The sequence below is a fragment of the Chitinophaga sedimenti genome (genome assembly GCF_023156195.1).
GTDB lineage: Bacteria > Bacteroidota > Bacteroidia > Chitinophagales > Chitinophagaceae > Chitinophaga > Chitinophaga sedimenti.
The window spans coordinates 4,864,141-4,888,570 of sequence record NZ_JAKUKA010000001.1 but is presented as its reverse complement, the minus strand read 5'-3'; the positions used below and the strand labels follow the sequence as shown (position 1 = coordinate 4,888,570).

Annotated in this window: 31 protein-coding genes and 4 pseudogenes; 19 read left to right on the top strand and 16 right to left on the bottom strand. The window is 48.5% G+C overall.

Annotated features, from left to right (window positions below):
- Nucleotides 1-20: 20 nt before the first annotated feature.
- Entirely contained in the window at nt 21-158 is a 138-nt protein-coding gene (locus MKQ70_RS43415) for a PaaD-like zinc ribbon domain-containing protein (protein WP_443657964.1), read from the top strand.
- A gap of 49 nt (nt 159-207) precedes the next feature.
- Nucleotides 208-771: a nicotinate (nicotinamide) nucleotide adenylyltransferase gene (gene nadD / locus MKQ70_RS28005; RefSeq protein ID WP_248076565.1), complete on the top strand. Its 564-nt coding sequence runs from the start codon at nt 208-210 to the stop codon at nt 769-771.
- Here the strand turns inward: nadD and MKQ70_RS28000 are convergent, their stop codons facing one another.
- Nucleotides 772-1,863: an AI-2E family transporter gene (locus tag MKQ70_RS28000; protein WP_248076562.1), complete on the bottom strand. Its 1,092-nt coding sequence runs from the start codon at nt 1,861-1,863 to the stop codon at nt 772-774.
- Between the two features lie 217 nt (nt 1,864-2,080).
- Between MKQ70_RS28000 and MKQ70_RS27995 the strand changes: the two genes are divergently transcribed.
- The 4 genes from MKQ70_RS27995 to MKQ70_RS27985 are packed head-to-tail and all read left to right on the top strand — an operon-like array spanning nt 2,081 to nt 3,129.
- Nucleotides 2,081-2,275 (top strand): YtxH domain-containing protein, encoded by a 195-nt coding sequence (locus MKQ70_RS27995; RefSeq protein WP_248076546.1) that lies wholly within the window; start codon nt 2,081-2,083, stop codon nt 2,273-2,275.
- A gap of 43 nt (nt 2,276-2,318) precedes the next feature.
- On the top strand, nt 2,319-2,615 hold the full coding sequence (locus tag MKQ70_RS27990) for a hypothetical protein (RefSeq protein ID WP_248076543.1): 297 nt from the start codon (nt 2,319-2,321) through the stop codon (nt 2,613-2,615).
- A complete protein-coding gene (locus MKQ70_RS39780; RefSeq protein ID WP_282456823.1) occupies nt 2,612-2,743 on the top strand; it encodes a hypothetical protein in 132 nt (43 codons plus the stop codon). The genes MKQ70_RS27990 and MKQ70_RS39780 overlap by 4 nt, the downstream gene beginning before the upstream one ends.
- A 29-nt stretch (nt 2,744-2,772) precedes the next feature.
- The gene (locus tag MKQ70_RS27985) at nt 2,773-3,129 is read left to right on the top strand and encodes a hypothetical protein (protein WP_248076540.1); all 357 of its coding nucleotides are present in this window, start codon (nt 2,773-2,775) and stop codon (nt 3,127-3,129) included.
- Between the two features lie 144 nt (nt 3,130-3,273).
- Here the strand turns inward: MKQ70_RS27985 and MKQ70_RS27980 are convergent, their stop codons facing one another.
- Nucleotides 3,274-4,299: an SPASM domain-containing protein gene (locus MKQ70_RS27980; protein ID WP_248076537.1), complete on the bottom strand. Its 1,026-nt coding sequence runs from the start codon at nt 4,297-4,299 to the stop codon at nt 3,274-3,276.
- 154 nt (nt 4,300-4,453) lie between these two features.
- Here MKQ70_RS27980 and MKQ70_RS41565 point away from each other — a divergent pair.
- Both MKQ70_RS41565 and MKQ70_RS27965 read left to right on the top strand, forming a co-directional pair.
- A pseudogene (locus MKQ70_RS41565) lies at nt 4,454-5,169 on the top strand (glycoside hydrolase family 25 protein).
- A gap of 6 nt (nt 5,170-5,175) precedes the next feature.
- A complete protein-coding gene (locus MKQ70_RS27965) occupies nt 5,176-5,454 on the top strand; it encodes a hypothetical protein (protein WP_248076534.1) in 279 nt (92 codons plus the stop codon).
- On the opposite strand, the gene MKQ70_RS42825 is transcribed toward MKQ70_RS27965, so the two are convergent.
- The 3 genes from MKQ70_RS42825 to MKQ70_RS27955 all read right to left on the bottom strand — a co-directional run bounded on the left by MKQ70_RS42825 (nt 5,455) and on the right by MKQ70_RS27955 (nt 7,020).
- Nucleotides 5,455-5,613 (bottom strand): CAP domain-containing protein, encoded by a 159-nt coding sequence (locus MKQ70_RS42825; RefSeq protein WP_372490153.1) that lies wholly within the window; start codon nt 5,611-5,613, stop codon nt 5,455-5,457.
- Nucleotides 5,538-6,008, bottom strand: coding sequence for a CAP domain-containing protein (locus MKQ70_RS27960; protein WP_248076531.1), 471 nt, complete (start codon nt 6,006-6,008; stop codon nt 5,538-5,540). The genes MKQ70_RS42825 and MKQ70_RS27960 overlap by 76 nt, the downstream gene beginning before the upstream one ends.
- A gap of 550 nt (nt 6,009-6,558) precedes the next feature.
- A complete protein-coding gene (locus MKQ70_RS27955) occupies nt 6,559-7,020 on the bottom strand; it encodes a CAP domain-containing protein (protein WP_248076528.1) in 462 nt (153 codons plus the stop codon).
- Nucleotides 7,021-7,535: 515 nt separating this feature from the next.
- On the opposite strand from MKQ70_RS27955, the gene MKQ70_RS27950 reads away from it, so the two are divergent.
- Complete coding sequence (locus tag MKQ70_RS27950) at nt 7,536-8,156, top strand: YiiX family permuted papain-like enzyme (RefSeq protein WP_248076525.1); 621 nt, start codon at nt 7,536-7,538, stop codon at nt 8,154-8,156.
- 6 nt (nt 8,157-8,162) lie between these two features.
- On the opposite strand, the gene MKQ70_RS27945 is transcribed toward MKQ70_RS27950, so the two are convergent.
- Nucleotides 8,163-8,801, bottom strand: coding sequence for a murein L,D-transpeptidase catalytic domain-containing protein (locus tag MKQ70_RS27945; RefSeq protein WP_248076522.1), 639 nt, complete (start codon nt 8,799-8,801; stop codon nt 8,163-8,165).
- Between the two features lie 610 nt (nt 8,802-9,411).
- Here MKQ70_RS27945 and MKQ70_RS42820 point away from each other — a divergent pair.
- Nucleotides 9,412-9,609 carry a DUF4377 domain-containing protein gene (locus tag MKQ70_RS42820; RefSeq protein WP_372490152.1) on the top strand — a complete coding sequence of 66 codons (198 nt, stop codon included), beginning with the start codon at nt 9,412-9,414 and terminating at the stop codon, nt 9,607-9,609.
- A 51-nt stretch (nt 9,610-9,660) separates the two neighbouring features.
- Here the strand turns inward: MKQ70_RS42820 and MKQ70_RS27935 are convergent, their stop codons facing one another.
- From MKQ70_RS27935 to MKQ70_RS27920, 4 genes and pseudogenes are all read right to left on the bottom strand, one after another.
- Entirely contained in the window at nt 9,661-9,759 is a 99-nt protein-coding gene (locus tag MKQ70_RS27935) for a helix-turn-helix domain-containing protein (RefSeq protein WP_248076505.1), read from the bottom strand.
- Nucleotides 9,760-10,070: 311 nt separating this feature from the next.
- Nucleotides 10,071-10,349: pseudogene (locus tag MKQ70_RS27930) on the bottom strand (response regulator transcription factor); the annotation flags it as partial.
- Nucleotides 10,350-10,359: 10 nt separating this feature from the next.
- Nucleotides 10,360-11,126, bottom strand: a pseudogene (locus tag MKQ70_RS27925) (sensor histidine kinase).
- Nucleotides 11,027-12,013, bottom strand: a complete 987-nt coding sequence (locus MKQ70_RS27920) for a hypothetical protein (RefSeq protein WP_248076502.1) — start codon at nt 12,011-12,013, stop codon at nt 11,027-11,029. The pseudogene MKQ70_RS27925 and the gene MKQ70_RS27920 overlap by 100 nt, the downstream one beginning before the upstream one ends.
- Before the next feature lie 284 nt (nt 12,014-12,297).
- Here MKQ70_RS27920 and MKQ70_RS27915 point away from each other — a divergent pair, with 284 nt between their 5' ends.
- The 3 genes from MKQ70_RS27915 (at nt 12,298) to MKQ70_RS27905 (ending at nt 16,038) form a co-directional block, all read left to right on the top strand.
- Nucleotides 12,298-12,963: a hypothetical protein gene (locus MKQ70_RS27915; RefSeq protein ID WP_248076499.1), complete on the top strand. Its 666-nt coding sequence runs from the start codon at nt 12,298-12,300 to the stop codon at nt 12,961-12,963.
- 215 nt (nt 12,964-13,178) lie between these two features.
- Nucleotides 13,179-13,583, top strand: a complete 405-nt coding sequence (locus MKQ70_RS27910) for a carboxypeptidase regulatory-like domain-containing protein (RefSeq protein ID WP_248076494.1) — start codon at nt 13,179-13,181, stop codon at nt 13,581-13,583.
- Complete coding sequence (locus tag MKQ70_RS27905) at nt 13,489-16,038, top strand: outer membrane beta-barrel protein (RefSeq protein ID WP_248076490.1); 2,550 nt, start codon at nt 13,489-13,491, stop codon at nt 16,036-16,038. The genes MKQ70_RS27910 and MKQ70_RS27905 overlap by 95 nt, the downstream gene beginning before the upstream one ends.
- Before the next feature lie 96 nt (nt 16,039-16,134).
- Here MKQ70_RS27905 and MKQ70_RS27900 read toward each other — a convergent pair whose 3' ends face one another.
- Complete coding sequence (locus tag MKQ70_RS27900; protein WP_248076470.1) at nt 16,135-16,452, bottom strand: hypothetical protein; 318 nt, start codon at nt 16,450-16,452, stop codon at nt 16,135-16,137.
- 226 nt (nt 16,453-16,678) lie between these two features.
- Here MKQ70_RS27900 and MKQ70_RS27895 point away from each other — a divergent pair, with 226 nt between their 5' ends.
- Entirely contained in the window at nt 16,679-17,167 is a 489-nt protein-coding gene (locus MKQ70_RS27895; protein WP_248076459.1) for a hypothetical protein, read from the top strand.
- Nucleotides 17,167-17,571, top strand: a complete 405-nt coding sequence (locus tag MKQ70_RS27890) for a TIM barrel protein (RefSeq protein WP_248076448.1) — start codon at nt 17,167-17,169, stop codon at nt 17,569-17,571. Before MKQ70_RS27895 ends, MKQ70_RS27890 begins: the two co-directional genes overlap by 1 nt.
- A gap of 155 nt (nt 17,572-17,726) precedes the next feature.
- On the opposite strand, the gene MKQ70_RS27885 is transcribed toward MKQ70_RS27890, so the two are convergent.
- The 5 genes and pseudogenes from MKQ70_RS27885 to MKQ70_RS27865 form a co-directional block, all read right to left on the bottom strand.
- Nucleotides 17,727-18,269: a GNAT family N-acetyltransferase gene (locus tag MKQ70_RS27885; RefSeq protein ID WP_248076445.1), complete on the bottom strand. Its 543-nt coding sequence runs from the start codon at nt 18,267-18,269 to the stop codon at nt 17,727-17,729.
- A 92-nt stretch (nt 18,270-18,361) separates the two neighbouring features.
- Nucleotides 18,362-19,009 (bottom strand): hypothetical protein, encoded by a 648-nt coding sequence (locus tag MKQ70_RS27880; RefSeq protein ID WP_248076442.1) that lies wholly within the window; start codon nt 19,007-19,009, stop codon nt 18,362-18,364.
- Nucleotides 19,010-19,300: 291 nt separating this feature from the next.
- Entirely contained in the window at nt 19,301-19,696 is a 396-nt protein-coding gene (locus MKQ70_RS27875) for a hypothetical protein (protein WP_248076439.1), read from the bottom strand.
- A 106-nt stretch (nt 19,697-19,802) separates the two neighbouring features.
- Nucleotides 19,803-19,928, bottom strand: a pseudogene (locus MKQ70_RS42815) (dehypoxanthine futalosine cyclase); the annotation flags it as partial.
- 29 nt (nt 19,929-19,957) lie between these two features.
- Nucleotides 19,958-20,452 (bottom strand): radical SAM protein, encoded by a 495-nt coding sequence (locus tag MKQ70_RS27865; protein WP_248076404.1) that lies wholly within the window; start codon nt 20,450-20,452, stop codon nt 19,958-19,960.
- Nucleotides 20,453-20,570: 118 nt separating this feature from the next.
- On the opposite strand from MKQ70_RS27865, the gene MKQ70_RS27860 reads away from it, so the two are divergent.
- From MKQ70_RS27860 to MKQ70_RS27845, 4 genes are all read left to right on the top strand, one after another.
- Nucleotides 20,571-21,647: a pepsin/retropepsin-like aspartic protease family protein gene (locus tag MKQ70_RS27860; RefSeq protein ID WP_248076403.1), complete on the top strand. Its 1,077-nt coding sequence runs from the start codon at nt 20,571-20,573 to the stop codon at nt 21,645-21,647.
- On the top strand, nt 21,644-21,787 hold the full coding sequence (locus MKQ70_RS27855; protein ID WP_248076401.1) for a hypothetical protein: 144 nt from the start codon (nt 21,644-21,646) through the stop codon (nt 21,785-21,787). Before MKQ70_RS27860 ends, MKQ70_RS27855 begins: the two co-directional genes overlap by 4 nt.
- A 106-nt stretch (nt 21,788-21,893) precedes the next feature.
- A complete protein-coding gene (locus MKQ70_RS27850) occupies nt 21,894-23,132 on the top strand; it encodes a M16 family metallopeptidase (RefSeq protein WP_248076387.1) in 1,239 nt (412 codons plus the stop codon).
- 51 nt (nt 23,133-23,183) lie between these two features.
- Nucleotides 23,184-24,416: a M16 family metallopeptidase gene (locus tag MKQ70_RS27845; RefSeq protein ID WP_248076384.1), complete on the top strand. Its 1,233-nt coding sequence runs from the start codon at nt 23,184-23,186 to the stop codon at nt 24,414-24,416.
- Nucleotides 24,417-24,430: the final 14 nt, after the last annotated feature.

Sequence of the window (24,430 nt, the reverse complement as noted above, 5' to 3'; positions counted from 1 at the left end):
GGAACGGCTATGTGGAACTAATGCTGCACACGCCTTGTCCACATTGCGGCGGCACCGATACCTACCTGCGCTCGCCTTTTGGCAGCACGCTTTGCAGGGCACAACATTATTGCAAAAGCTGTGGCCAGCTTTTCGAGCAATTTAAGCCGGTGGACTAATTTTATCAGTAAATCACTAACTTGCCGGAGACTAGCACAAACGTATAGCATGAAGATAGGCTTATATTTCGGCTCGTTCAATCCGATACATACCGGTCATTTGATCATAGCGAACCATGTGGCGTACAATACCGACCTGGACAAAGTTTGGCTTGTGGTGTCGCCGCATAACCCGCTTAAATCCTCGTCGTCGCTTTTAAACGAGCATCACCGTTTTCACCTGGTAGAGATGGCCGTGGAAGGAGAAGCGAGGCTGCGGGCAAGCAACATAGAGTTTTCGTTACCGCGTCCGTCGTACACGGTGGACACGCTCACATATATTTCCGAAAAGTTTCCCACGCAGGAGTTTGCGGTGATCATGGGGAGTGATAGTTTTCAGAATATTTCGCGTTGGAAGAACTACATGCACATTGTGCAGAACTATCCTATTTATGTGTACCGCCGTCCCGGGCACGACATAGAACCCATGTTCGGCGTAAAAATCCTCGACGCGCCAATGCTCGATATTTCGAGCACGAGTATCCGGCAGTACGTGAAGGATGGTAAGTCCATTAAATACCTGGTGCCGGATAATGTGCAACAATATATTTTAGATAACGGGTACTATAAATAATTACTCTTCCTCTTTGTCTTTCTCTTTGGTTTTCAACATTTTGTTCTTTTGATTGGGGCCGGAACGCACGATTTTCACTTCCCGCTTTTTTGTAAAATATTCGTTGGAGTAAATTTCCAGCAGGAGAATGAACAGTGAAATGAGCAGCGGCCCGAAGATAAGACCGATGAAGCCGAACAGGCTTACACCCACCAGCACACCAAAGATGGTAATCATCGGGTGCACGTCGCCGATCTTTTTATTTACTACAAGGCGGAACACATTGTCCGAAGAGCCGATGATGATGAGACCGTAGAGCAACAGCCCTACACCGCGCCAGGTTTCTACGGTGAACATAAACAGGCTGATGGGAATAAAAGCAGCAGCAGCGCCTATTACCGGCACCATAGCCATGAAGCAGGTGATTACAAACCAGAACCATGGAGAAGGCACGCCAAAAATATAATATCCCAGCAGGGCCGTTAACCCTTGCAATACCGCGATCAATGGGATGCCTACGGCATTGGAAATCACCATGTTGCGAACTTCTTTCCCCAGTTTTACCACATTTTCATCTTTGAGCGGAATGTATTCATACAGCGACTCCTCCATCCTGCGTGCATTGATCAGCATGAAATAGAGAATGAAATATAAGATGGCAATGATGGTAAGGGTATTAAAAGCGGTGCCAACGAAGCCAGGCAAGATGCCGGTAAGGTATTCCTGCGCTTTTTGCAGGCGTTCGGGACTAATGATCTTAAACCCGGTGGCCTCTTCTATCTTCTGGATAACGCCCTGCGTTTGCGCCATCAATTCATCGGAATGCTTAACCGCGTATTTGATCTTATCCGTCACCATATTAATGAGCGTACCTACGGGGAGCAAAATGATGAGGAACGACAGCACCATGATCAGCGCAGCGGCCAGCGGTTTGGGCCAGTTACGCACTTCTACCAGGCGGAACATGTAATTCCTTCCCAGAATGTAGAACGTGACCGCGCCGAGGAAACCGGGGAAAAACGTGTACAGTTCTGAAAACAGCAATGCGCCCAACAGAATAATTATAATGAGGAAGGCAACCTGTTTAAGTCGTTCGTTGTCAATTGTGCTCATAGTGGTATGGTGTTAATCAAACCTACTTAAATTATAGGGATGAATACTCTTTTGATTAAAAAATATGCCAAACACGGCTTTGGATGGAAAGGCATAAAAACCGTTATTTTGGTAAACAATTCTGGAATAATGTTTGTATCCCTTTCAATACGACCGGGCACTCCCATATGCCCGTATGAAACCCAAACTTATTCATTCACTTTAAAACCATCTAATCATGGCAGAAAGTTCAAAAGCCGTTGTTACTTTCATCGTTGGCGCAGCAGTAGGTGTGGCCGTTGGTTATTTTCTGAATTCTGATAAGAAAGACGAACTGGTAGATAAACTGAAATCACAGGCTGACAGGCTGAAAGAGAAATTCCGTAAGAAAAAGGAACAATACGAAGATGCAATTGAAAACGAACTCGCTTAATCCGGCTTAGTTTATTTATCAATTGCACCTAAAATTAATTTGCATGGAAGATAATTTCAGCAATTACTTTTCGGAAACAGGAAAGGTTGCCCGGGAATATGTGGAAACCCGCCTTGATCTTATTAAGCTACAGGCAGCAGGAAAGTTAAGTAGAGCATTGGGATTGTTTTTTTCCCTGGTGATGGCTTTCCTGCTGTTCTTTCTGGCGATCGTGTTTTTAGGCATGGTCATGGGCTTTTGGATCGGCGAGATGACCAATAGCTTCGCTACCGGCTTTGGCTGCGCAGCGGGCATGTTTATTCTTTTGCTCATCCTGATCCTTGCTTTCCGCAAAGTTTGATTCAACGTCCGTTGTCCAACCTGTTGGTAAAAGAACTGGTAGAAGAGATAGAGACAAAGAAAGAAGAAAAAGCAAGACGGAAAGAAGAACGTGAAGGCGATGACGACGACTATCACGAACACATTTAAAAACAGCCGGTCCTGACAAACATTTACACATGCCCAAAAGAAAAGTAACTGACTTTGCATCCCTGGAACTGGAAATAGCCCGCCTGGAGAACCGCAAGCGCATGCTGGAAGGCGAGCTGGAATATCGGGTAGACTATTTCAAGGACAATTATAAATCCATGGCGATGAATTCGCTGGTACCCGGGCTGCAGAAGTCCGGCGTTTTTGGCGCGGTGGGTAACATCGCGAAGCTGGCCTGGTCAAGCACCGGCTCCAAAAATGTACTGAAGAATGTAGCGATGACGGCGCTGGAGTTTGTGGCAGTGCGATTTGGCATCAAGCTGTTTAACAAATATACGCATCGCAGGAAGAAGAAACGGGCAGACCGTGAAGCCGGCGAGGCCTAGCGGATTACCCGGGAATTGAAACGGCTGCGGGTTGCGGCCAGTATTGTCGTATAACTTATTGATCCCGCTGTTTAAGGCAGCGGGATTTTTGTTTTTCAGGCGCAAAAAAACGGCCGTTGTTTGCGGCCACGTTTCGTGTAATTTTTATCCCCAGACCTTCGTTCCTTCACTGCAATTCGCGCAGATGTCAATATTCTTCCTCCCCTTCATGATCTGTGTACGGAAGTTCACATATTTGTCATCCTGCCACAAAGTTCTGAAAGAATCCTTCTTGAGATCGCCCAGGCGGTGTTGCGCGTCCTTGTCGAAGCAGCAGGGAACCACGAGCCCGTCCCAGGTAATTACGGGCGAGTGCCACAGGCGCCAGCATTCGTTACCCAGTTTGTTTTTGATCTGGTAGGTACCGTCTTCTTTTTTATGATAGCGGGAGTATTTGTCGATGGTTGGGATCAGGCGGTTACCTTCTTCGTAATCATATACCTGTGCGGTTTTGAAGCGAACTTCGTCCACTCCTATTTCCTTGGCAAGTTTCTTAATGTCTTCGATCTGATGTTCGTTTGGCTTTACCACCAGAAACTGGAAAAATACGAATGGCTTTTTCGAGTTCAGTTCCTTTTTCCACTTGACGATGTTTTTAGCACCCTGGATCACTTTTTCCAGGTTGCCACCTACGCGGTACTGGGTGTAAACGTCCTGGGTGGTGCCGTCGATCGAAATAATGAGGCGGTCCAAGCCACTTTCCACCGTTTTCTTAGCTGCAGCGTCCGTCAGGTAGTGGGCGTTGGTAGAGGTCGCGGTGTAAATTCCTTTTGAAGAAGCATATTGCACCATTTCCAGGAACGAGGTATTTAAATACGGTTCCCCCTGGAAATAGAAGATGAGATACATGAGTTCCTTATACAGTTCGTCGATCGTTTTCCTGAAAAAATCTTTTTCCAGCATGCCGGTAGGACGGGTAAACGCGCGCAAGCCACTGGGGCATTCCGGGCAACGAAGGTTGCACGAAGTGGTCGGTTCAAAGGAAATAGAGATGGGTAGTCCCCATTGAACAGGCTTTTTGAGCATCTTACTCACATAAAAACTGCCGAGCACCTTACCTGCGTTCCAGGCGCGGCGCACGGTAAACTTCGACATGAAGTTAAGGGCATCATTCAGGTTAAAATCGGGCATGGCTCAATCCTTTGTCTGGTAAAAATAAGACAACCTGACCGGTATTGTGCACATCTTCAGAAAATATTGCTTTATACTTGCCTTCGATTTACACTTATACCCATACAATTGTGAGTAGAAAAAACGGACCGCATCTAACTTTTTCTTTTTGCTGATGCTGATGGCGTTGCTGGCGGCAGGCATCTGGTGGTGGCTGACGCGTCAGCAGGAAACAGCGTTTGTGCGGTACGAGGAGTTCGGCATCGATATGCCGGTAAACTACGAAATTCACGGGATCGACATCTCTAAGTTCCAAAAGGAGATTAACTGGATGGCCGTAAAGCAGATGGAAGTAGATAACATCCGCATCACTTTTGCTTTTATAAAAGCCACCGAAGGAATTACCCGTAAAGATGCATCGTTTAAACGGAACTGGGATAATGCCCGCCAGGCGGGCATCATCCGCGGGGCGTACCACTTTTTCTACGCCACCCGCGATCCGCTGAAGCAGGCGATCAACTTCCGGAATGTGGTGCAGCTGGAGAGCGGCGACCTGCCGCCGGTGCTGGACATCGAAGTGCATAATAACCAGCCGCCCGCTGTGATCCGGAGCACGGCAAAGATCTGGTTGGAGGAAATGGAAAAAGTTTACGGCGTGAAGCCTATTATATATACCAACGTAAACTTCTACGAAAAATACCGGGCAAAGAGTTTGACGATTACCCCTTATGGGTGGCGCATTATTACCAGAAGGAACGCCCGCGTATTAACCGCCGCTGGGTATTCTGGCAGCACAGCGACATCGGTCGGGTAAATGGTATCCGCAGCCACGTAGACTTCAATGTTTTCAGGGGCGACAGTGCGGCATTAATCAAAATGTGCTTACCTTAATATAATATGACGCAGCAGCAGGACGAACCGCTAAAAAATGAAGAAGAAGAGATGCCGCCGGAAGTGCGATTACTCTTCTTCTTCATCAATATTATGCGTACGATCTTTCTCTTCTTATTGTTGATGATGATTAACGTATTCTTTGGATTGTACCTCGGTTTTGGGGTGCCCGAGGAATCTACGCCGTTGCGGATGGGGTTATTTTATACCTGGTTTGTCATCAGCTTGGCGGCATTTATTTACGTTTCCTGGAGGATGTGGCGAAAAAAAATGCCGCCGCCCTGATCATTTGGGGCTAATGGCGCCTAACTCCTGCGCCCAGTACTCGTTATATCTTCCTACTCCCATCTCTTTCATCTGCGCATTCATCATGTTTTTGCAATGCTCGGGGCTTTTAGTCCAGCCGGCAATTGCCTCTGCCGCATTCTTAGGGCCTTTCGCGATATTTTCCACGTATGCATTCCAGCGGTAGCCGGCGGCATCCGGCGTGCACCCGGGGTAGAGCCGTTTTTGCCTTTATGATCGAAGTAGTTGTTGTCGCTCATGTCTTTGGCGTGCGATACTGCGGCAAATTCAAGCAGATCGTTCCAGGTTACACGGCCTACAGCGGGCATTTGCGTACCACCACAGTTGCAGCCTTTGCTACGAACCTCGTTTACCAGCAACAGCAGGCTATCTTTATTGATTTTATTTTCGATGATGGTCACGGTGGGTTCCTGTCCGGCTCCGCCCGTTCCCGGTTGAGAGATTGGTGTTAATTCAAATTCCTTTGCACAGCTTGTAAATACAGTTACTACTGCGATCAGGGCAACGATATTCCAGATAAAATTCTTTTTCATATTCCCAGTTAATGTGTATGCGATTTAGGTACTGGGTTTTTCCTAGCAGGATCAGTAAAACTATAAGAGAGGATTTCAGAGGAAAAAGGGTTAAAATCGAACCAAGGTTACTGTTTGATGATGTAAAGGTAATTGCGGGAATTGAAAAGTCAAGCCGTAGGATTGCTAAAGAGATGTTAACGAAGAATTGCGCGCCCGTAATCCAAGCACGTTCAAGGGATTATAAAAATTAGCGAGGCTCCTTCATGGCGCTGGAGCAGCCTCCTTATTCACTGATCAGTCTGCACTACCGGGATATGGAAAAATCGTTATAACGCTTTGGCAAGCACTTGTTAATACTGATCATCCGGTCCGGAAGGAGGCCGCTACAGCGCCACTGTCGTGGGGAGCCCCGCCTTGGTTAATCGAGGGTATGTATTAAACGAATTGGAGATATCTCTGCGTTGGCGTTGTGAATAGCCCTTTGTTTATGCTTATTTCGGTTCGGCGAATTCCTGTGCCCAAAAGTTGCCTGTAAGCGCAGCTCCCATTTCTTTATAACGGGCGTTCATTAAACCCGGCAGTGGGTGGGGCTGTTTAACCAGCCGGCCATTACTTGTTGTTCGTTCATTACGCCCAGGGCCAGGTTTTCACCGTAAGCAGCCCACCTATACCCGACGTTCGTGATGCGCTGCCCGGCATTGGAACCGTTGCGGCCAGTGTGGCTGAAGTAAGCGCTGTCGCTCATCTCCTGCGCATGTAGGTAGGCTGCCTGTTCCAGCTTCAGATTCCAGGTAACGGGGCCAACCGGTGTCATTTCCACTCCACCACAGTTGCAGCCGTTTGCGCGGACCTCGTTCACCAGTTCGACCAGCACCACTTTATTGATATTATTTTTCATGGTGAAAACGGTGTCTTTTGCCGCCACTTCGTCAGCGGGGATAATTTCTGTTGTTGCTTCTTTTGCGCAGGAAGCAAAAAGCAAAGACATAGCAATCCCTATTGGCAATAAGCCATTGAAAAATAATTTCATTTGTAAATGATTTAAGCCGTAGCGTTTAAAAGGCAGGTTTCACTGGAGATGGAAAAAATATGTGAAGTCTCAGGTAGAGGATCGTAGACTAAGATTTACAGTCCCATCCTATGTTTCATTGACGTCACAAAGGTAGAGCTGCATTTCGTTAAATTGCCATTAACAATGTAAAATTAGCGTTAAGTGGGATGTTAATGGCTTCATATTCAAGCGCTATCGACATGAGCGATAGGCTATTTAGCTGAATTTTGTTAATGGCTGATAAGCCTTTGTAGTAAAGCATTTTCGAAATTGTTAAAGGTTTTTGTTAATGATGATATGGTATAATGTGATGATTAATCAAAATTTGAAAATTATAACGACAAATTATAATTTGTTATAACTCGAATAGTATTTTAACCATTACGATAATGCAATCTATGCCCTAAGGGTAGTCAATACGGCTTACTATTTCTTTTTTAATTGTTAATAACGATATTTGAAATAGCGCCATTAACAATTGGCGGCACCCTCCCATGATGAAATGCTTGTTTTCCCACGCTTTGATCCTGTTTTGTGCGGTAACCGCCAGTTGCCAGTCTAAAATTCCATTCAAAGACATCCGCGAGGGCGATGTGGTGTTCCAAAGCAACATTTCACCACAGTGTGAGGCGATCCGCCAGGCTACACATTCGGTATGGACGCATTGCGGCATGGTGTTTAAACAGGACGGGAAGCTTTATGTGTACGAAGCCATTGAGCCGGTAACTTATACTCCGTTGGAAGATTGGGCCGCCCGCTCGCCCCAACACTTTGTGGTAAAGCGCCTTAAAGACACGACTGTGCTTACATCCGCAATGATCAATAAAATGGCCATGGCCGGGCGCAAATACAAAGGCAAACACTACGATAGTTACTTCGAATGGTCCGACGACCGCATTTACTGCTCTGAACTGGTGTGGAAGATATATAAGGAAGGCACTGGCCTGGAGCTGGGCGAGCCTAAGCCTCTCCGCAGCTACGATCTTAGTAGTGAGATTGTAAAACGAACGATGGAGCAGCGCTATGGTAATAATATTCCACTCACGGAAAAGATGATTGCCCCATCCAGCATTTACGCGTCTACATTACTGAAGACCATTTATGAAGCCAAATAGTCTTTATTATTTATAGATTTCCAGTAACACTGGCCGTTTTTCTTTATCCAATACCCTTTGTATTTCCTCAAAGTACGCCGGATTTAAAGTCGGACAGCCATCACTGCGGCAAATGCCTGTTTCATTTTCATAATTAGGTACGCAGGCATGCGAATGCAACACCACGAAACGGTTATAAGCATTGTTGTTTGTGGGGTTTAGTCCGTGCAGTTTATACGCCCAGCCAAAACGACCGTAATACTTCGCGCCAATCTTGTAACGGCCTTTGGACGAACACAGGCTCCCCTCCACATTGGAAAACGGTACATCTTCCGTAAGGTAATTACTGCCCTGGCCGTGTGCCACCAGTCCGGTGCTGACGATCTTTTCTTTTTGCAGATCGTATAATACCAGGCGTTTGGCGCCGGAAAACAGGCTGAAGTCGATCAGCAGGGCGTAGTGGGTATTATAATCATTATTTTTTGCGTAGGCCTTAAGCGCGGCAGCTTTTTCGTTCAAACGAACGCGGTTGATTTTACGCAGTGGCTTCCGTTCGGCCGCTTCCGTTTTTGGAAGGGCACCTGGCTTGTCGCGGCTGTCCGGCTTGCAGGCTGCCAGCGAAAACATCAAACAAAAAAGAAAACCAAACACGGGTTGGAAAGACATAGCAGGGATGTATAGGTAAAGGATGCTCGCATCGCACAATTCCACAAGTTAACACGGCGGTTTTTTAAACGGATACTTTCTTAACTTGTTGTGGATTAAACCGCCAATTTTATGCGCAACCGCATCCTGTCCCGTTATTGCCCGCCGTATTGCTGGCCGCCTGCGAAAATCCGCCACGTCCGGGCGAAACTGCTGCCGATAGTATTGTCCTGCAGACAGATACGCTGCCGCATGGGTTTTATGAAGATAGCCCGGCGTCGGGCGCCATCGTCCGGCTTACCCTCACCAAATCCGGCGAAGCACGCCTCGTTACAGACTACCAGAATTTTACACCGGAACTTATCCAGATAGGCAGCCTGCAATCGCTGGACAGCAACCGGCTGATGGTTAGTCTTGTGAAAGTAGGCAGCGGCGACCCGGTAAAGGATACGATGACGCTCCTTTGGCAGCGGGACACGCTGGTTTATACCGGTAATGCCTACGGTAGTGAACAAATGTTGCTCGTTGCCAGAGAAAAGCCGGCGCCGGTGCCGAAGGACCTTGTCGTTTGGATAAAAATCAAAGTGAATGTGAGGTTGGGCCCGGCTTCGGCAAATCCATCTGTTACGAGGTGCAATATGGCGACCGGCCGGTTGCCCCGCAGGCGCCCTGGGAAAATTTATCGGACACAATTACCGGCTTTTCTTTCGAAAAAGGAAACCTGTACAAGCTGAAAATAACGCGCAGTCCGAGGGATACAGCCACCCGCGGGTTCGGGCCTTACGTCTTCAAAATGAAAGAATTAATGGAGAAAGTGCCGCAAAAATAAAGGCCCCCGGAGTTTCCGGAAGGCCCCTGGCTGAGTACAAAACAAACGCGTTTAATAAATCAATTTATAGCCGACCCCGCGGATGTTCACGATCTGGATACGCGAATCCTCCTTGAGGTAGCGCCGCAGTTTGGTGATGAACACGTCCATGCTGCGGGCGTTAAAAAGTTATCGTCTCCCCACAAATCGAGCAAAGTAGTTTTACGTTCCATCACCTGGTTGCGATGCTGGCAGAGCCGGCGCAGGATTTCGGCCTCGCGGTGTGAGAGGAATTCTGTTTGTCCGTTGCGCGTGAGCGTTTGACGGGCGTAATTAAACACATACTGCCCTACCGTAATCGTATCATCGGCAGGTGTGCTGCTGGCTTCGGCGTTGCCAAACCGCGACAGCAGGGATTTCATGCGGACAATGAGTTCGTCCATGCTAAATGGCTTTTTCAGGTAGTCGTTGCCGCCGAGTTCAAAACCTTTTACCACATCGGCGGTTTGTGATTTGGCGGTGAGGAAAATGATCGGCGTGAATTTGTCCTGTTTGCGGATGTCGGTGGTGAGCGTGAAGCCGTCCATTTCGGGCATCATGATGTCCAGCACGATGATGTCCGGTTTATGCTGCTGGTATAACTGCCGTGCTTCTTTGCCGTTGGTGGCAAAGAGCATGTCGTAACCGCGGGTTTCGAGGCTGTCGCGTACAATCTGGCCCAGTTGCCATTCATCTTCTACCAATAAAACTTTTGCGCTCATCTTTGTTGGTTTATGCTGGAATGTCAATTACAAACTCGCTCCCCTTATCGGGTTCGCTGAAAACAGTAATCGTTCCCTGGTGCTTATCCACAATTTTCTTTACATAACTTAACCCAAGACCAAAGCCTTTTACATTATGCAGGTTACCGGTAGGCACGCGGAAAAATTTCTCAAAAATATTATCGCGGTACAGTTTCGGAATGCCTATGCCCGGTCTTTTACACGGAGCGTCAGGCGGTTACGGTGGCGTTCGGCGGTGATAGTAATATCGGCTTTTTCCTTTGAATATTTGATGGCATTATCTACCAGGTTGCTGATAGCGTTGGCCAGGTGTGTACGGTCGGCCACGATCACCGGCTGCTCCATCGGTTTAAAATGAAAAGTAACAGGTTTACCTGCTTTCAGCTGATGATTGGTGATCGTATTTTCGATGACTTCGTTGAGGTCCGTCTCTTCGAGGAACAGGTCAAAGTCCTCTTTTTCCTCTGCGGCGATGTGCAATACCTTTTCCACAAGATCGGATAACCGTTGCAGTTCCTGTTTTGAAATATCGAGATAGGTACTGGTCTTGCGCTGATCGTTCAGCGCGTTAAAATTCTGCATGGCTTCCACCGCTGCATATACAGTAGCAATGGGCGTTTTCAGCTCATGCGTCATATTATTGATAAAATCGTTCTTTACTTCTGATAACTTTTTTGCTTCAGGATGGTGCGCATCATGTACAGGAAGCAGGTGGTGGTGAGCAGTAACAGGGCCAGCGAACCTACGAGTATCCACAACATTTGCCGGAGAATGTGCGGTACCGCGGCAATAAATGATGCCTGCACAAACTGGTTGCCGAAGGGATTAAATGCCACCTTGCTGGTTTGGTAAGGACCGCGCATCCGCAGTGAATCGCGGAAACCATCGCGGTTCATGTGCGCAAAGTTCATCTGGAAAGTATCGAGCTTAAAATCGGTGTAAATGTTCCGGTTTTTTAATTCCTGGCGATAAATAGAATCGAGGCGACGGAGCGAGAAGCGTTCTTTATATACCGTATTGAGGATGAGCATGTCGGAGATCTGCTGGGCCATGGAGTCGGCATATACCCGCAGCGTCCGTGGATCGCCCTGCGGTACCCGGAAGTCGGGCTCGTCGCCATGGCGGCGGATAGTAACGACATTAGTGGTATCCGTGTAGCTTACGCCTGTGCTATCCGTTGTTTCCAGGCGCAGGTGTACTTCTTTCATGTGTATGCCAAATGTGTCGTCCGGGGGCGGACCAAAACCGTGGCCATCATCGGTGAAATCGTGACGTGTGGCAGGCATGGTCTTTTTAGGATAAGCTACTTTACTTTTTGAATTGCGTCGGGCCCACATATAGTTGCGGCCTGTAGAATCCTTTATGGCGTAGAATGCCACCATGCCGCGGGCCGAATCTTCGGCGCTCGGCGGCGGAAACCCTTTAAAGCGGTAATCGTTGCCGCGGTCGCGAAAGCCTAGCAGCCGGCGGACGTCATTAAACTGCTTATTGAACACAGCGGTGCGCAACGCGTCGTTGATCTCCTTGCCAAATTCCTCCTGGCGGATGCGGTAAGTGCGGTATAGCCAGTAGCCCTGGAAACAGTAGATGCCAAGTATACACACGCTCATCAAAATGATAATATTCCGGATACGGTATCGCATAAGTACAAGATAAGTACGTTTACCTCCATGGGCGAACGTATTCCTGCAAAACTATCCATTTGCGGTATCGCTACGCCAATGCTTAACAGTAATTAACAGTAAATAAGACAGATTAACGAAGCCCCGCCAACTGCCTTACATCCTGCTAAAAGTCCGGCCATCAAGCTGTTAACATTAATTAACAGTAAATAAGATTTGTTAACCGCGCCGGGAAAAACTATACCGGAGATTTGTAGCGTCATTCAAAACCTAATATGATGAACAGGACAGTGAAAACTGCATTTATGCTCTTACTGGGCGCGGCTTCTGTGCAGGCCCGGGACGTAGCCGGTGTCATTACCTATGAAAACAACAGCCGTTTGGGAGCAGGCGGCAACGGCAACCAGGTGATGATCCGTACCAATATCAACGGCAACGAATCTGTAGAAACGCTGGATGTAATCACGTTTAACCAGACATTTACGTTCAATGGTATTTTCGGGAAACTGGCCAGCGAGCGGGGCGGATTTGCAGGTATGCCAGCCGGAATGCCGCTCCCAAGCGGCGGTCCGCAGGTAATCGTCGCGCAAAGAGCCGGTTCTGCCCGTCCATCAGCTAATGGCGCCGGACAGGGATTACCGCAGTTGCCATTCACTAACGCAACGTATATTGACCTTTCGAAACAACAATTTCTGCAGGTGCTGGAAACAACTGGTGGAAAAAAGGAAGCATGGTTTACAGCGGAGCCATTTAAAACAGCAACGGATTTCAAACCAACAGAAAAAACGAAGAAGATAGCAGGATACAGCTGCAAAAAAGCTACCGCCAAGCTAAAGGATGAATTGTTTACGATCTGGTACACCACCGAGATACCGTTAACCTTCTCTCCCATTAATGGCCTGGTACCCCCGGGCGGCGGTTTTGTACTGCAGGCCGAAAGCAGCAACCGCTCCTTCGAAGCAAAAAAGTAGAGATGAAACCCGTTCAGCCGGCAGAGGTAATGCCCCCGCCACGGCCGAAAAGGTAGAATCGAAAGACCTGAATGAAAAACGACGCGCGCTTTTCGAAAAATTCCAGAACGACCAGCTGAAACAGCAACAGTAACCAACGAACCATTATAAGCAACACTTATCTCGAACGTAAGGCTAAAAGATCAACTTATTAGAATTACAGCTCAATCCCTTGTATGAAAAGATCAATTTTTACACTCTTATTCGCATTATTCACCGTAACGGCCATGGCGCAGTCGAAAGGACGCGTAAAGGGCGTGATTTCCGACAAAACAACCAAAGAACTGTTGCCTGGCGCCACTGTGGCGCTGTTGTTAGCAAAAGATTCTTCCATCGAAGCCTCTGCATTTGCCGACAAAAACGGCGCGTTTGATATACAGGGAATTGATCCCGGTAAGTACCAGTTGTTTATCACTTACATTGGTTACCAGGGTTTTTATAAAGCCATCAACATTGGTGATTCAGCGAAAATAGTGGACATCGGCGGTGTTGCACTGGAACAGAAAGGGGTATCGCTCGGCGGCGTGGAGATCGCCGGACAGGTGCCGCCCATTAATAAAACAGGATACGCTGGAGTTTAACGCGGGTTCTTTTAAAACAAGGGAAAACGCGCTCACCGAAGACCTGTTGAAAAAACTGCCGGGTGTGGTAGTGGATAAAGACGGCGGCATCAAAGCGAACGGCGAAACCGTGACTAAAGTGTACGTTGACGGTAAGCCATTCTTCGGGAATGACCCGAAACTGGCTACCCGCAACCTGCCGGCAGACATCATTGACAAGGTACAGCTGATCGATAAAAAATCGGATCAGGCCGAATTTACCGGTGTTAATGACGGAGAAATAGAAAAAATTATCAACATTACCATTAAGCAGGATAAAAGGAAAGGTATTTTCGGACGGGGTACGGCCGGTTACGGCACCGACGAACGTTACGGTTTTAACGGCAGTTTCAACAACTTCAAAAACATCCGTAAAATATCTGTTCTCGCCGGGGCTAATAACGTAAACAATATGGGATTCAGCTTTACCGACCAGTTTAACTTCGGCGGTGGCGGCGGTCGTGGCGGTGGCGGCGGTCGTGGAAATGGAGGCAACGGCATTTCTTCCAACTGGAACGTGGGTGTGAATTTTACCGACGAATGGGGTAAACGCAAACAGTTCCGCGTAACGGGTAACTACTTCGTAAACAGCGTGAAAAGAGAAACCGGCTCATGGTCCCGCAGAGAGGTAATCCGTAACCCGGTAAACCAGATCACGTACGACACCTCGACCGGTAACACCAAAAACCTGAACCACCGGGTAACAGCACGTATCGAATGGGATATCGACTCCTTTCACTCCGTGATCATCAACCCTTCTTTCACTTATAATACGCAGGATAATTGGTCAATGGGCAATAACCGGCTGATACAGTCGGACGATAAACTGATGACAACCAGTACCCGCCAGAATAACAACGAGGGCGTTCGCCCGGATCTGAGTGGCGATATACAGCTGCGTAAAAAGTTCCGGAAAAAAGGCCGCTCCATCAGTGCTACGTTCGGGCTCGGTTTTACCGGCAACGACCAGGACCAGTTCACTGATGGTATTGCGCGGTATTACCTGCTGGACAGTACCCGTTACACCGACCAGCTGGCGATCACAGACAATACTTCTAAAAACTATAGTGTTAGGGTAGATTACACGGAGCCGATCTTTAAAGACCGTTACCTGGAACTGAACTACTCTTACCGCAATAATATTTCCGATAATGATCGTACTACCTACCAGTATAACCCGATTACCGATAAATACGACCTGATGGATGAGGCGCAGACGAACCTATTCCGCAACGTGTTTTCGAACCAGCAGGCGAGTATCGCTATCCGTACCCAGAAACTGAAATATGATTATACGCTGGGCGGCCGGTTTCAGATTAACGACCAGGAAAGCAACAACCTGACGAAATCGAACCTGACCAAACAGAATACATTGAACTTTGCGCCGGAAGCACGGTTTAACTATAACTTCGACCGTAACAGACGTCTTCGTTTTAATTATCGTGGTCAAACGCAGCAACCGAGCATGAACCAGCTGGCGCCGGTGCCGGATTCTACCAACGTGTTGTACATCCTGCATGGTAACCCGGACCTAAACCCCTCGTTCACGCATAGTTTCCAGGGTAGCTTCCGGGCATTTGATCCTGCTAAAATGAGCGGCATGTTTGCGAACCTGAATGCGAGTTATATACAGAACCAGATCGTGTATTCTTCTGTGTTCCAGGACTCTACCGGTAAAACGGACGCCCGCTATGTAAACGTGGCCAGCGGTAATTACAATCTTGGCGCAAACGTGTCTAACACGATTCCTCTCTTCAATAAGAAAACATCATTAAATACCAACACGTCTGTAGGTTATAGCCGTGCGATTAGCTTCACAGACGAAAACAAGGTGTTCACCAAAAATATTACGGCAGGTGAAAGGTTGAGTCTCAGCTATTTCTTTAAAGAATTGTTTGATGTATCGGCTGCAACCTATATTAACTACACAGCGGCGCGGATAAGTGGCGACTCCGTTTCTGCCAAGCAAAAGAGCAGCGGCAATACCAACTTCTACGACTTCGGTTACTCGCTTGACGTGAACGTGAACCTGCCACTGGGCTTCCGGATTGGCGCGGATATCGACTACTCTGCTAACCGCGGTCGTGGTAAGGACCTGGACCTGGATTACACCATGGTAAACGGGTTTGTGTCAAAACAGCTGTTCAAGAACAAGAAAGGAGAAATTAAAGCGCAGGTGTTTGACCTGTTGCGTCAGAACAACGCGATCTCCCGTTCGGTAAGCAGCGGTATCATCAACGATACGCGCAGTATTGTACTGCAACGATACTTCATGCTGAACTTTACCTACGTGTTCGGGAAGTTTGGTGGTGGCCGTGGTCGTGGCCGCGGTATGGAAGGAATGCCTCCTGGTGGCGAATTCCGTCGTGGAGGTGGGTTCCCCGGTGGTGGCGGCTTCCAGGGTGGTAATGGTGGCGGAGGGTTCCGCAGAGGTTAAGCAAAAGAGTTTTTGTAATAAACAAGCATTTGGAATATCCACCGGGGACTCGTTTCCCCGGTGGTTTTTTTATTTTAAGCAGATTCCGTTTATAATCTATTTGATCCCGTTGCCGGCAGCGGCAATTACTCGTTTTTTACCCCGCATTACGCGCCGCTGCGTTACCTGTCGCATGGCCCAGCCTAGCGTGAAAGAAGGAATGAAATCGAGTCCGGGAAATAATTCTTCGATAAAGTTGAACAGGCTGCCGAAAGTACCGAGCGAACCGCCAAAGGTCCGGTAAAAAATGAAGGCGGAAATCGGGGCCCAGATCACGTCGGACACCTCTCCAAAAATTGGGATGGTGTAGCTGGCATATCCGATAATGTCCATCACTAAGCAAAACAACAGTCCGGGGGTATATTTTCTTTCCATAACTACCGCGTTTTAATTATTAAATCAAAATGCTTACCAAAATGTTACGGTGCCGGAAACACTGTGGGGATAGTACTTTTACTAACGTAAGTAAGCAACTGCCGGTTCACGCTGTAACGGGTTTTTACTGAGTATTTTAGCGCATTAACACCATGTTAAGATTTGCGGCGAAAATTCTTGCATTCCCGGGCTTTTTGCGCTAATTTCATCCCGTAAAGACTGATCAATGTCAAACCACGAATCCCGCAGAGATGCGATTAAAAAAGTAGCGACAATGGCCCTCGCAAGTTCCGCGTTAACTTCCCTCGCCACCCGCGTGGAAGCGCACGAATCGAAAATGGATACCACCGTGAAAGGCAACATTAACCACTCTGTTTGCGCCTGGTGTTACAACGGCATCTCCCTGGATGACCTGTGTAAAGCCTCCAAACAGTACGGCATCGCTTCCATCGACCTGGTGGATCCGAAGGATTTTGATATTGTGAAAAAACATGACCTTACGGTGGGCATGGTGGCCTCTATCAACAAAGACTGGGGCATCAGCAAAGGTTGGAACCGTAAAGAACATCACGACAAACTGGTGGAGTATTACCAGTACCTGATCGACGAAACCTCGAAAGCAGGATTTGAAAACCTGATCTGTTTTTCCGGAGACCGCAAGGGGCTGGATGATGAACAGGGGCTACTGAACTGTGCGGAAGGTCTGAAAAAGTAATGAGCTACGCCGAAAACAAAAAAGTAACCCTGGTGATGGAACTGCTGAACAGCAAAATCAACCACAAGGATTACCAGTGCGATCATACCAAATGGGGTGTTGACCTGGCGAAGGCGATTGGTTCGGAGCGATTTAAATTACTGTACGATATTTATCATATGCAGATCATGGAAGGTGATGTAATTCACACGATCCGTGACTACCAGCGGTATATTGCGCATTACCATACCGGCGGCGTTCCGGGGCGTAACGAAATCGATGAAACGCAGGAGCTGTACTACCCGGCTATCATGAAAGCGATTCATGAAACGGGCTTTAAAGGATTTGTAGCGCAGGAATTTGTGCCGAAAAACGCCGACAAACTGGCCTCATTGAAACAGGCGATCAACATTTGTGATATCTGATAAGGGAATACGCTTAAGCAAGCTATGCGGGGATGGGCAGGTTGCCTGTCCCTTTTTTATTTGCGGCCATGCATACATTGCATCATTGGCTGCTATGAGTTGCCATGTATACAAGGTAACGGAGTCGTGAGGTTACAATGAACCTCCAGCGCAGCCTATCCTTTCCAATCCCCTTTCAACATTCCCATCACCACCGTATCCACATACTGCCCATGCAACTTCGCGCTGTGGCGCAAAATCCCCTCCCGCGAAAATCCCAGCCTGATCGGAATATACGCGCTACGCTCGTTCTGCAATACAAACCGGATCTCGATCTTGTTGAGCCGCAACTGTTTAAACGCAAACCTAATGAGCGCGCGACAACTATTGCTTACAATACCCTTACCCTGGAAGCTGTCGCCGATCCAGTAACCGATTTCGGCTTTTTGCAGGTTGTGGTCCCAGTTGTGAAGATCGATCACCCCGCACAATTCTTCGCCGCGCCACATTCCAAAGGCAATAGCGTCCTGGTCGTCGGCTTTGCGCTGCATCAGTTGAATAAAGCGGAGCGAATGTTCTTCGTGCGTATTATAATCTACCCACGGTAAAAAACGCCGCAGCGTTTTACGGGAAGTGTGAATCTGGCGGAACACCAGGGGAGCGTGTTCCGGCTGTAACTGCCGCAGGCAGAGGGCTTCATTTACCTTCAGTTCTAACATAGCGGAACGGTAAACTTACAACCTCCTGAGGCAAAAAACAACAGGCGGCCCCGAAGGAGCCACCTGTTGTAGGTTATGACTGGCAATTGTACTTATTTCCTGTTGATGGTGAGCAGATTTTGCTTCATCATGTCCTTCACGATTTTCTGGCTGTAAGTAACGGCCAGTCGTGCGGCAGACGGTGGATCGAAGGATTCCGACTGGGCGGAATAGATCATCTTTTTATCGCGCATGTCGTACAAGTTACTTTCCAAGAAATAACGCGTGTTGGTAGTATAGTACCCGGGCTCATACATATTGTTCCAGCGCCAGTTATAGTAACCCCAAAAGCGGCCATAGTAGGGCGCGTACGGAGCATAGGCCACGCGACCGGGTACGTATTGTTTTTCTTTCGATTTATCCAGCATCACGATCGTCATCACCTGGTCTATGTCGCGCTGGCGTATTTGCCGAAGTGCTGCTTTTTCATTCAGGTTGCGGAACGCCTGCGGGCCATATTCCTCGTAGGAAGATACCGCGTTCACGCCTTTCGCGCGCAGCGCCAGCACCATTTCCTGTTCCATATTATTGCGCAGGGATCCCTCCTTTTGAGGCACCAGCGCCATTACCAGCACTTTATTTTGTGGCTGCAGCGCGCCCTTCTCCTGGTCTTTCCAGGATGAAGTGACTTTTGTACCGCTGGAGCAGGAAGCCAACACCAACAGGGCTCCCGCCATCATCCATATCCCTAACTTTTTCATCTTGTTGAAGTTTGTGTTCCTACGTATAGATGGCAAATTACTCTCCACGTTTAACCGCAAATTGCCATTTAACAATACTTTGGGCCAGGTGTTAAAAAAATGAAAAAGCAGGTGTAGCCAGCTTTTTTCTCTCCTCAACCGCCGTTGCGTCGCACTCTTCAGTATTTTTTCGCCCAGGGGCAAGATGCGGTTGAAGTGTGCGACGCAAGGATGTTTAATTGGAAAGTAAAAGGAGGTGACATAAAAAAGCCGCACTGTAAAAAGTGCGGCTTCGGTATGCGGATAGCTGAATTAGTAGTTGATTACCTGCTCCTCGATGGTTTCCGGGATGTTGCGGAACTGGTAAAGTTGCGTGCGCAGCTGTGGTTCGAAGCCGGCTTCGCGGATAGACTCCTGGATGGATTTATACGTGAAGCGGTGTGGCGCACCGGCGGCGCTTACTACGTTTTCTTCGATCATGATGGAGCCGAAGTCGTTCGCGCCCGCGTGCAGGCACATTTGCGCTACCTTTTTGCCCACGGTAAGCCAGCTGGCCTGGATGTTTTTGATGTTCGGCAGCATGATGCGGCTCATGGCGATCATACGCAGGTATTCTTCCGCGGTGGAAGTGTTGCGTACGCCGCGAATCCTCGCCAGCAGCGTGTCTACATCCTGAAACGTCCAGGGGAATGAAGGCGGTGAAACCATAGTGCCCAGCTGGTTTTTCGCTTTGTACCTGGCGGATGTCCACAAGGTGTTCGAAGCGCTCCATCACGGTTTCTACGTGGCCGAACATCATGGTGCCGGAACTGGCTATGTTCAGTTTATGTGCTGCACGCATCACGTCGAGCCACTCCTGCGCACCGCATTTGCCCTTGGAAATCAGGCGGCGAACACGGTCGTTCAGAATTTCGGCGCCGGCGCCTGGCAGGCTGTCCATACCGGCTTCCTGTAAAGCCCGGAGGACTTCTATATGCGTACTTTTTTCCAGTTTGGTAATGTGTGCCACTTCGGGGGGCCGAGGGCGTGCAGGCGAACATCGGGGAACAGTTGTTTCAGTTGTTTAAAGAGGTTCACGTAAAAGCTGAGTCCCAACTCCGGGTGGTGGCCGCCTTGTAACAATAACTGGTCGCCGCCGTACTTCACCGTTTCGGCGATTTTGCGTTTGTATTCCTCGATGTCTGTAATGTAGGCTTCAGCGTGGCCGGGGATGCGGTAAAAGTTGCAGAATTTGCAATTGGCCGTGCATACGTTGGTCGTGTTCACGTTCCTGTCTATCTGCCATGTTACCTTTCCGTGGGGTACCTGTTTTTTTCTAAGCTCGTTGGCGATGTGCATCAACTCCGTCAACGGGGCCTTTTCAAACATATACACTCCTTCTTCCGCTGTCAGGAATTCGAACTCCTGCGCCTTTTTGTATAGATCCCGCAATTGCATAATAAGCAAAGGTACAAAATAACTCATCGCCCGCGATAACTGTGTTATTTATTAACAACCAGGAAGTTGCGTTAAAATTTGCCGCTCGTAACAAAAAGATGCGCCGGGCTGGATGAATTAAGTTAAATTTATAGTAACACCGCATATGAGACGCCCAAATCTGTTACGCGCACTGTTTGGTATAGTCCTGCTTATTTCCACGTTACTCGTCCGGGCCCAAAGCTCCGGCGTTGACCTCAGTGGGCAGGATATTCCCCTTGTCACCAAGTTTCCCTTCCGGCAATATTATGGAGGAGTGGTAGTGATACGCGCCACCATCGGTGAAATTCCCGATACTTTACAGTTTATACTGGATACCGGGAGTGCCGGCATTTCGCTGGACACGGCTACCTGCGTACGGCTGGGACTAAAGCTCACTCCTTCCGACCGCATTGTTCGTGGCCTGGGTGCATCACGCCGGGTATCGTTCGCCCGGAATTATAAATTGAACCTGCCCGGCTTAACGGTGGATAGTCTTGATTTTCACGTGAATGATTATGAACTGATCAGCCAGGTGTACGGGTTGCAGATCGATGGCATCATGGGATACAGTTTGCTGAGCCGCTACATTGTAACCGTGGACTACGATAATGAGGAAATCGGCATCTACCAGAAAGGTAAAGTAAAATACCCGCGGGGCGGGCATTTGCTGAAGCCGAGCATCTCCAACATTCCGATTGTAACGGCGCCACTGCGCAACGGCAAGAAAACCCTTGACCACCGTTATTATTTCGATACCGGCGCCGGCATGTGCCTGCTGCTGTGCAACCAGTTTGTGCAAGACAGCTCTATTCTGGTAAAGAAGAAAAATAAAGTAATACAGACCGAGGCGCAGGGCCTGGGTGGCAAAATGGCGATGAACATTACCACTATCCGGGAGTTCCGCATCGGCCCGTATGCCTTTCGCAATGTGCCCACTTACCTGTTCGACGACATTACGAATATCACCTCCTACCCTTCCCTGGCGGGTATGATCGGTAACGACCTGCTGCGCCGCTTTAATCTTGTTCTGAACTACGACAAGCGCGAAATTTATCTTTATCCGAACACCCATTACCGCGATCATTTCGATTATTCCTACACAGGCCTTATATTGTACCTGATCGATGGGCGCATTGAAGTCACGGACGTGATCAAAGGTTCTCCGGCGGAGAAGGCAGGCGTTAAACGGGGGACATCGTGATGGCAATCAGCAACAATTTCTCCCGGAACCTACAGGTATACCGCGATCTGCTAAAGAATGTAGGCTCCCGTCCCACCCTGCTGCTGATGCGGGGGAACGAGCTGCTGATCAAAAAAATGGTGATCCGCAGCATCCTTTAGCACTGAATTTGCCAGTAAACCCGCCGTAGGCCACTTAACCTGAATGTTATAACTTTGTTCGCTTCCGGCCGGGAACGGTTCGGATGGCTATTTTTAAAAAGTAACTATGATCCACTATAACAAGTTTACCCTTTCGAATGGCTTGAGAGTGTTGGTACACGAGGATAATACGACGCCCATGGCAGTGATGAATGTGATGTACGATGTTGGCGCGCGGGACGAAGATCCTTCTAAAACCGGCTTTGCCCACCTGTTCGAGCACCTGATGTTCGGAGGGTCCATCAATATTCCTGAATACGACGAGCCGCTGCAGATGGCGGGCGGCGAAAACAACGCCTATACCACCAACGACCTTACCAACTACTATATTTCCCTGCCGGCCGAAAACCTGGAAACGGCTTTCTGGCTGGAAAGCGATCGTATGTTATCGCTGGCTTTTTCTGAGAAAAGCCTTGATGTGCAGCGTAAAGTAGTGAGCGAGGAGTTTAAGGAGCATTACATCAACAAACCTTATGGTGATGTATGGCATAAAATGCGCGAACTGGCGTACAGTACGCATCCCTATCGCTGGATGACCATCGGCAAGGAGCTGTCGCACATCGAAAATGCCAGCCTGGACGATGTGAAGTCGTTCTTCTTCAAGCATTACCGTCCCGTGAACGCAATTCTCGTAGTTGGCGGCAATGTGAAAACCGAAAAGGTGCGCGAGCTGGCCGAAAAATGGTTCGGTGATATCGCATCTGGCGACAAGTATGTCCGTAACCTTCCGCAGGAACCCGTGCAAACCGGCGCGCACATCCTGGATGTAAAATCAAAAGTGCCGCTGGATGCATTATACAAGGCGTATCATATGTACGGTCGCCAGGACCCACGCTACTATGCGGCCGACCTGGTTTCTGACATCCTGAGCGGTGGCGGTTCATCCCGCCTCCACCAGGTGCTGGTGAAGGAAAAGAAACTGTTCTCCAATATCGATTGCTACCACTTCGGCAGCCTCGATGCCGGTTTGCTCACAATTGATGGCAAACTGGTAAAAGGCGTAAAAATGGCCGATGCGGAAGCGGCGGTAAATGAAGAAATTAAGAAGATACAGGACACCCGCGTATCCGAACGTGAACTGGAAAAAGTTAAAAACCGCGTGGAGAGCATGTTGGCGTTCGAGGATATGTCGCTCCTGAACCGCGCTAACAACCTGGCTTTTTATGAGCTGCTCGGTAACGCCGAACAAATGAACACAGAATTCGAAAATTATCAGCGCGTAACCGCGGCCGATTTACAGGAACAGGCGCAGCTGATTTTCGACGAAAAGAATTCCAACACTATTCATTACTACGCAGAAAGCTAATATGACAAACAGAACCAAGGCCCCCTGATCAAAGACGCGATTGAGTTCGACGTGGTATTGAAGCCTTACGAAAAATATGTGCTGGATAACGGCATCCCGGTATACACAGTAGCCTCCAACGAGCAGGACACCCTGCAACTTGAGCTGGTATTCCCGGCAGGCAGCTGGTACGAAACCGAAAGCCTGGTTGCTTCGGCGACTAACTTCCTAATGAAAAACGGCACCAGCAAACATTCCGCACTGGAAATTAATGAGCAGATCGAGTACTATGGTGCTTATCTGAACCGCGCCAGTCATCATGAAAACGCCACTTATACCCTGCACAGTTTAACCAAACATGTGGAAAAACTGCTGCCTACCCTGGCGGAAGTAGTGCTGGACCCGGCTTTCCCGGAAGAGGAACTGGCCATCTACAAACAAAACATGAAACAGCGCCTGGTGGTAAGTTTGCAGAAATGCGACTTCGTAGCCAACCGCTTTATCGACAAGTACCTGTTCGGCGAGTTTCATCCTTATGGTCGCGTGAGTTCCATGGAGGCATACGATGCATTGCAAACAGAAGACCTGAAAGCCTTTTACAGAAAGCAGTACTCGTTTAACAATTGCCGCATTTTCATGGCTGGCAACTTGCCGGCGAACATCATCCCGTTGCTGAACCAATACTTCGGCAGCAGCGAATGGAACGGCCGCAATGAACTGATTCGGCCGGATTTGCCAATTCTTCCTGCAGAAGAAAAGAAACACCGCATATTTAACGACGAAAATGGCGTGCAGGGCGCGGTGCGTATCGCTCGTCCCTTCCCGAACCGTTACCACCCTGACTTTCCGAAGATGCTTGTCCTGAATACGATTTTTGGCGGTTACTTTGGGTCCAGGTTGATGAGCAACATCCGCGAGGACAAAGGTTATACGTACGGTATCTACTCCCACATCTATAACTTCCGCCAGAGCAGTGCGCTGAACATCCAAACCGAAGCAGGCCGCGATGTTTGCGAGGCTACGGTGGAGGAAGTGTACAAGGAAATGCTGCAATTACAGCAGGTACCGGTGCCGGAAGATGAGTTGTTGCTGGTGCGCAACTATATGATCGGATCCATATTGGGCGATCTGGATGGTGCATTCCGGGTAATTCAGCGTTGGAAGAACCTGATTCTGAATGAGCTGGATGAAAATTACTTCTACAATAACATTCAGACGATTAAGACGATAAGTGCGGCGGAGCTGCAAATGCTGGCACAGCGTTATTATAATAAAGAGGATTTTTACGAATTGGTCGTGATTTAAAATATCAAAGCCGC

Bases quoted from the DNA above. Each gene is read 5' to 3' on its own strand.
- MKQ70_RS27945 (WP_248076522.1), bottom strand. From the start codon at position 8,801: ATGTCTTTCCAACCCGTGTTTGGTTTTCTTTTTTGTTTGATGTTTTCG.
- MKQ70_RS27890 (WP_248076448.1), top strand. From the start codon at position 17,167: ATGAGCTACGCCGAAAACAAAAAAGTAACCCTGGTGATGGAACTGCTG.
- MKQ70_RS27915 (WP_248076499.1), top strand. From the start codon at position 12,298: ATGCTCTTACTGGGCGCGGCTTCTGTGCAGGCCCGGGACGTAGCCGGT.
- MKQ70_RS27920 (WP_248076502.1), bottom strand. From the start codon at position 12,013: ATGCGATACCGTATCCGGAATATTATCATTTTGATGAGCGTGTGTATA.
- MKQ70_RS27875 (WP_248076439.1), bottom strand. From the start codon at position 19,696: ATGGTTTCACCGCCTTCATTCCCCTGGACGTTTCAGGATGTAGACACG.
- MKQ70_RS27955 (WP_248076528.1), bottom strand. From the start codon at position 7,020: ATGAAATTATTTTTCAATGGCTTATTGCCAATAGGGATTGCTATGTCT.
- MKQ70_RS28000 (WP_248076562.1), bottom strand. From the start codon at position 1,863: ATGAGCACAATTGACAACGAACGACTTAAACAGGTTGCCTTCCTCATT.
- MKQ70_RS27995 (WP_248076546.1), top strand. From the start codon at position 2,081: ATGGCAGAAAGTTCAAAAGCCGTTGTTACTTTCATCGTTGGCGCAGCA.
- MKQ70_RS27985 (WP_248076540.1), top strand. From the start codon at position 2,773: ATGCCCAAAAGAAAAGTAACTGACTTTGCATCCCTGGAACTGGAAATA.
- MKQ70_RS27935 (WP_248076505.1), bottom strand. From the start codon at position 9,759: ATGGACGTGTTCATCACCAAACTGCGGCGCTACCTCAAGGAGGATTCG.
- MKQ70_RS43415 (WP_443657964.1), top strand. From the start codon at position 21: ATGCTGCACACGCCTTGTCCACATTGCGGCGGCACCGATACCTACCTG.
- MKQ70_RS27950 (WP_248076525.1), top strand. From the start codon at position 7,536: ATGATGAAATGCTTGTTTTCCCACGCTTTGATCCTGTTTTGTGCGGTA.
- MKQ70_RS27960 (WP_248076531.1), bottom strand. From the start codon at position 6,008: ATGAAAAAGAATTTTATCTGGAATATCGTTGCCCTGATCGCAGTAGTA.
- MKQ70_RS27965 (WP_248076534.1), top strand. From the start codon at position 5,176: ATGACGCAGCAGCAGGACGAACCGCTAAAAAATGAAGAAGAAGAGATG.
- MKQ70_RS27885 (WP_248076445.1), bottom strand. From the start codon at position 18,269: ATGTTAGAACTGAAGGTAAATGAAGCCCTCTGCCTGCGGCAGTTACAG.
- nadD (WP_248076565.1), top strand. From the start codon at position 208: ATGAAGATAGGCTTATATTTCGGCTCGTTCAATCCGATACATACCGGT.
- MKQ70_RS27990 (WP_248076543.1), top strand. From the start codon at position 2,319: ATGGAAGATAATTTCAGCAATTACTTTTCGGAAACAGGAAAGGTTGCC.
- MKQ70_RS27900 (WP_248076470.1), bottom strand. From the start codon at position 16,452: ATGGAAAGAAAATATACCCCCGGACTGTTGTTTTGCTTAGTGATGGAC.
- MKQ70_RS27865 (WP_248076404.1), bottom strand. From the start codon at position 20,452: ATGAGTTATTTTGTACCTTTGCTTATTATGCAATTGCGGGATCTATAC.
- MKQ70_RS27880 (WP_248076442.1), bottom strand. From the start codon at position 19,009: ATGAAAAAGTTAGGGATATGGATGATGGCGGGAGCCCTGTTGGTGTTG.
- MKQ70_RS27850 (WP_248076387.1), top strand. From the start codon at position 21,894: ATGATCCACTATAACAAGTTTACCCTTTCGAATGGCTTGAGAGTGTTG.
- MKQ70_RS27910 (WP_248076494.1), top strand. From the start codon at position 13,179: ATGAAAAGATCAATTTTTACACTCTTATTCGCATTATTCACCGTAACG.
- MKQ70_RS27860 (WP_248076403.1), top strand. From the start codon at position 20,571: ATGAGACGCCCAAATCTGTTACGCGCACTGTTTGGTATAGTCCTGCTT.
- MKQ70_RS27980 (WP_248076537.1), bottom strand. From the start codon at position 4,299: ATGCCCGATTTTAACCTGAATGATGCCCTTAACTTCATGTCGAAGTTT.
- MKQ70_RS27895 (WP_248076459.1), top strand. From the start codon at position 16,679: ATGTCAAACCACGAATCCCGCAGAGATGCGATTAAAAAAGTAGCGACA.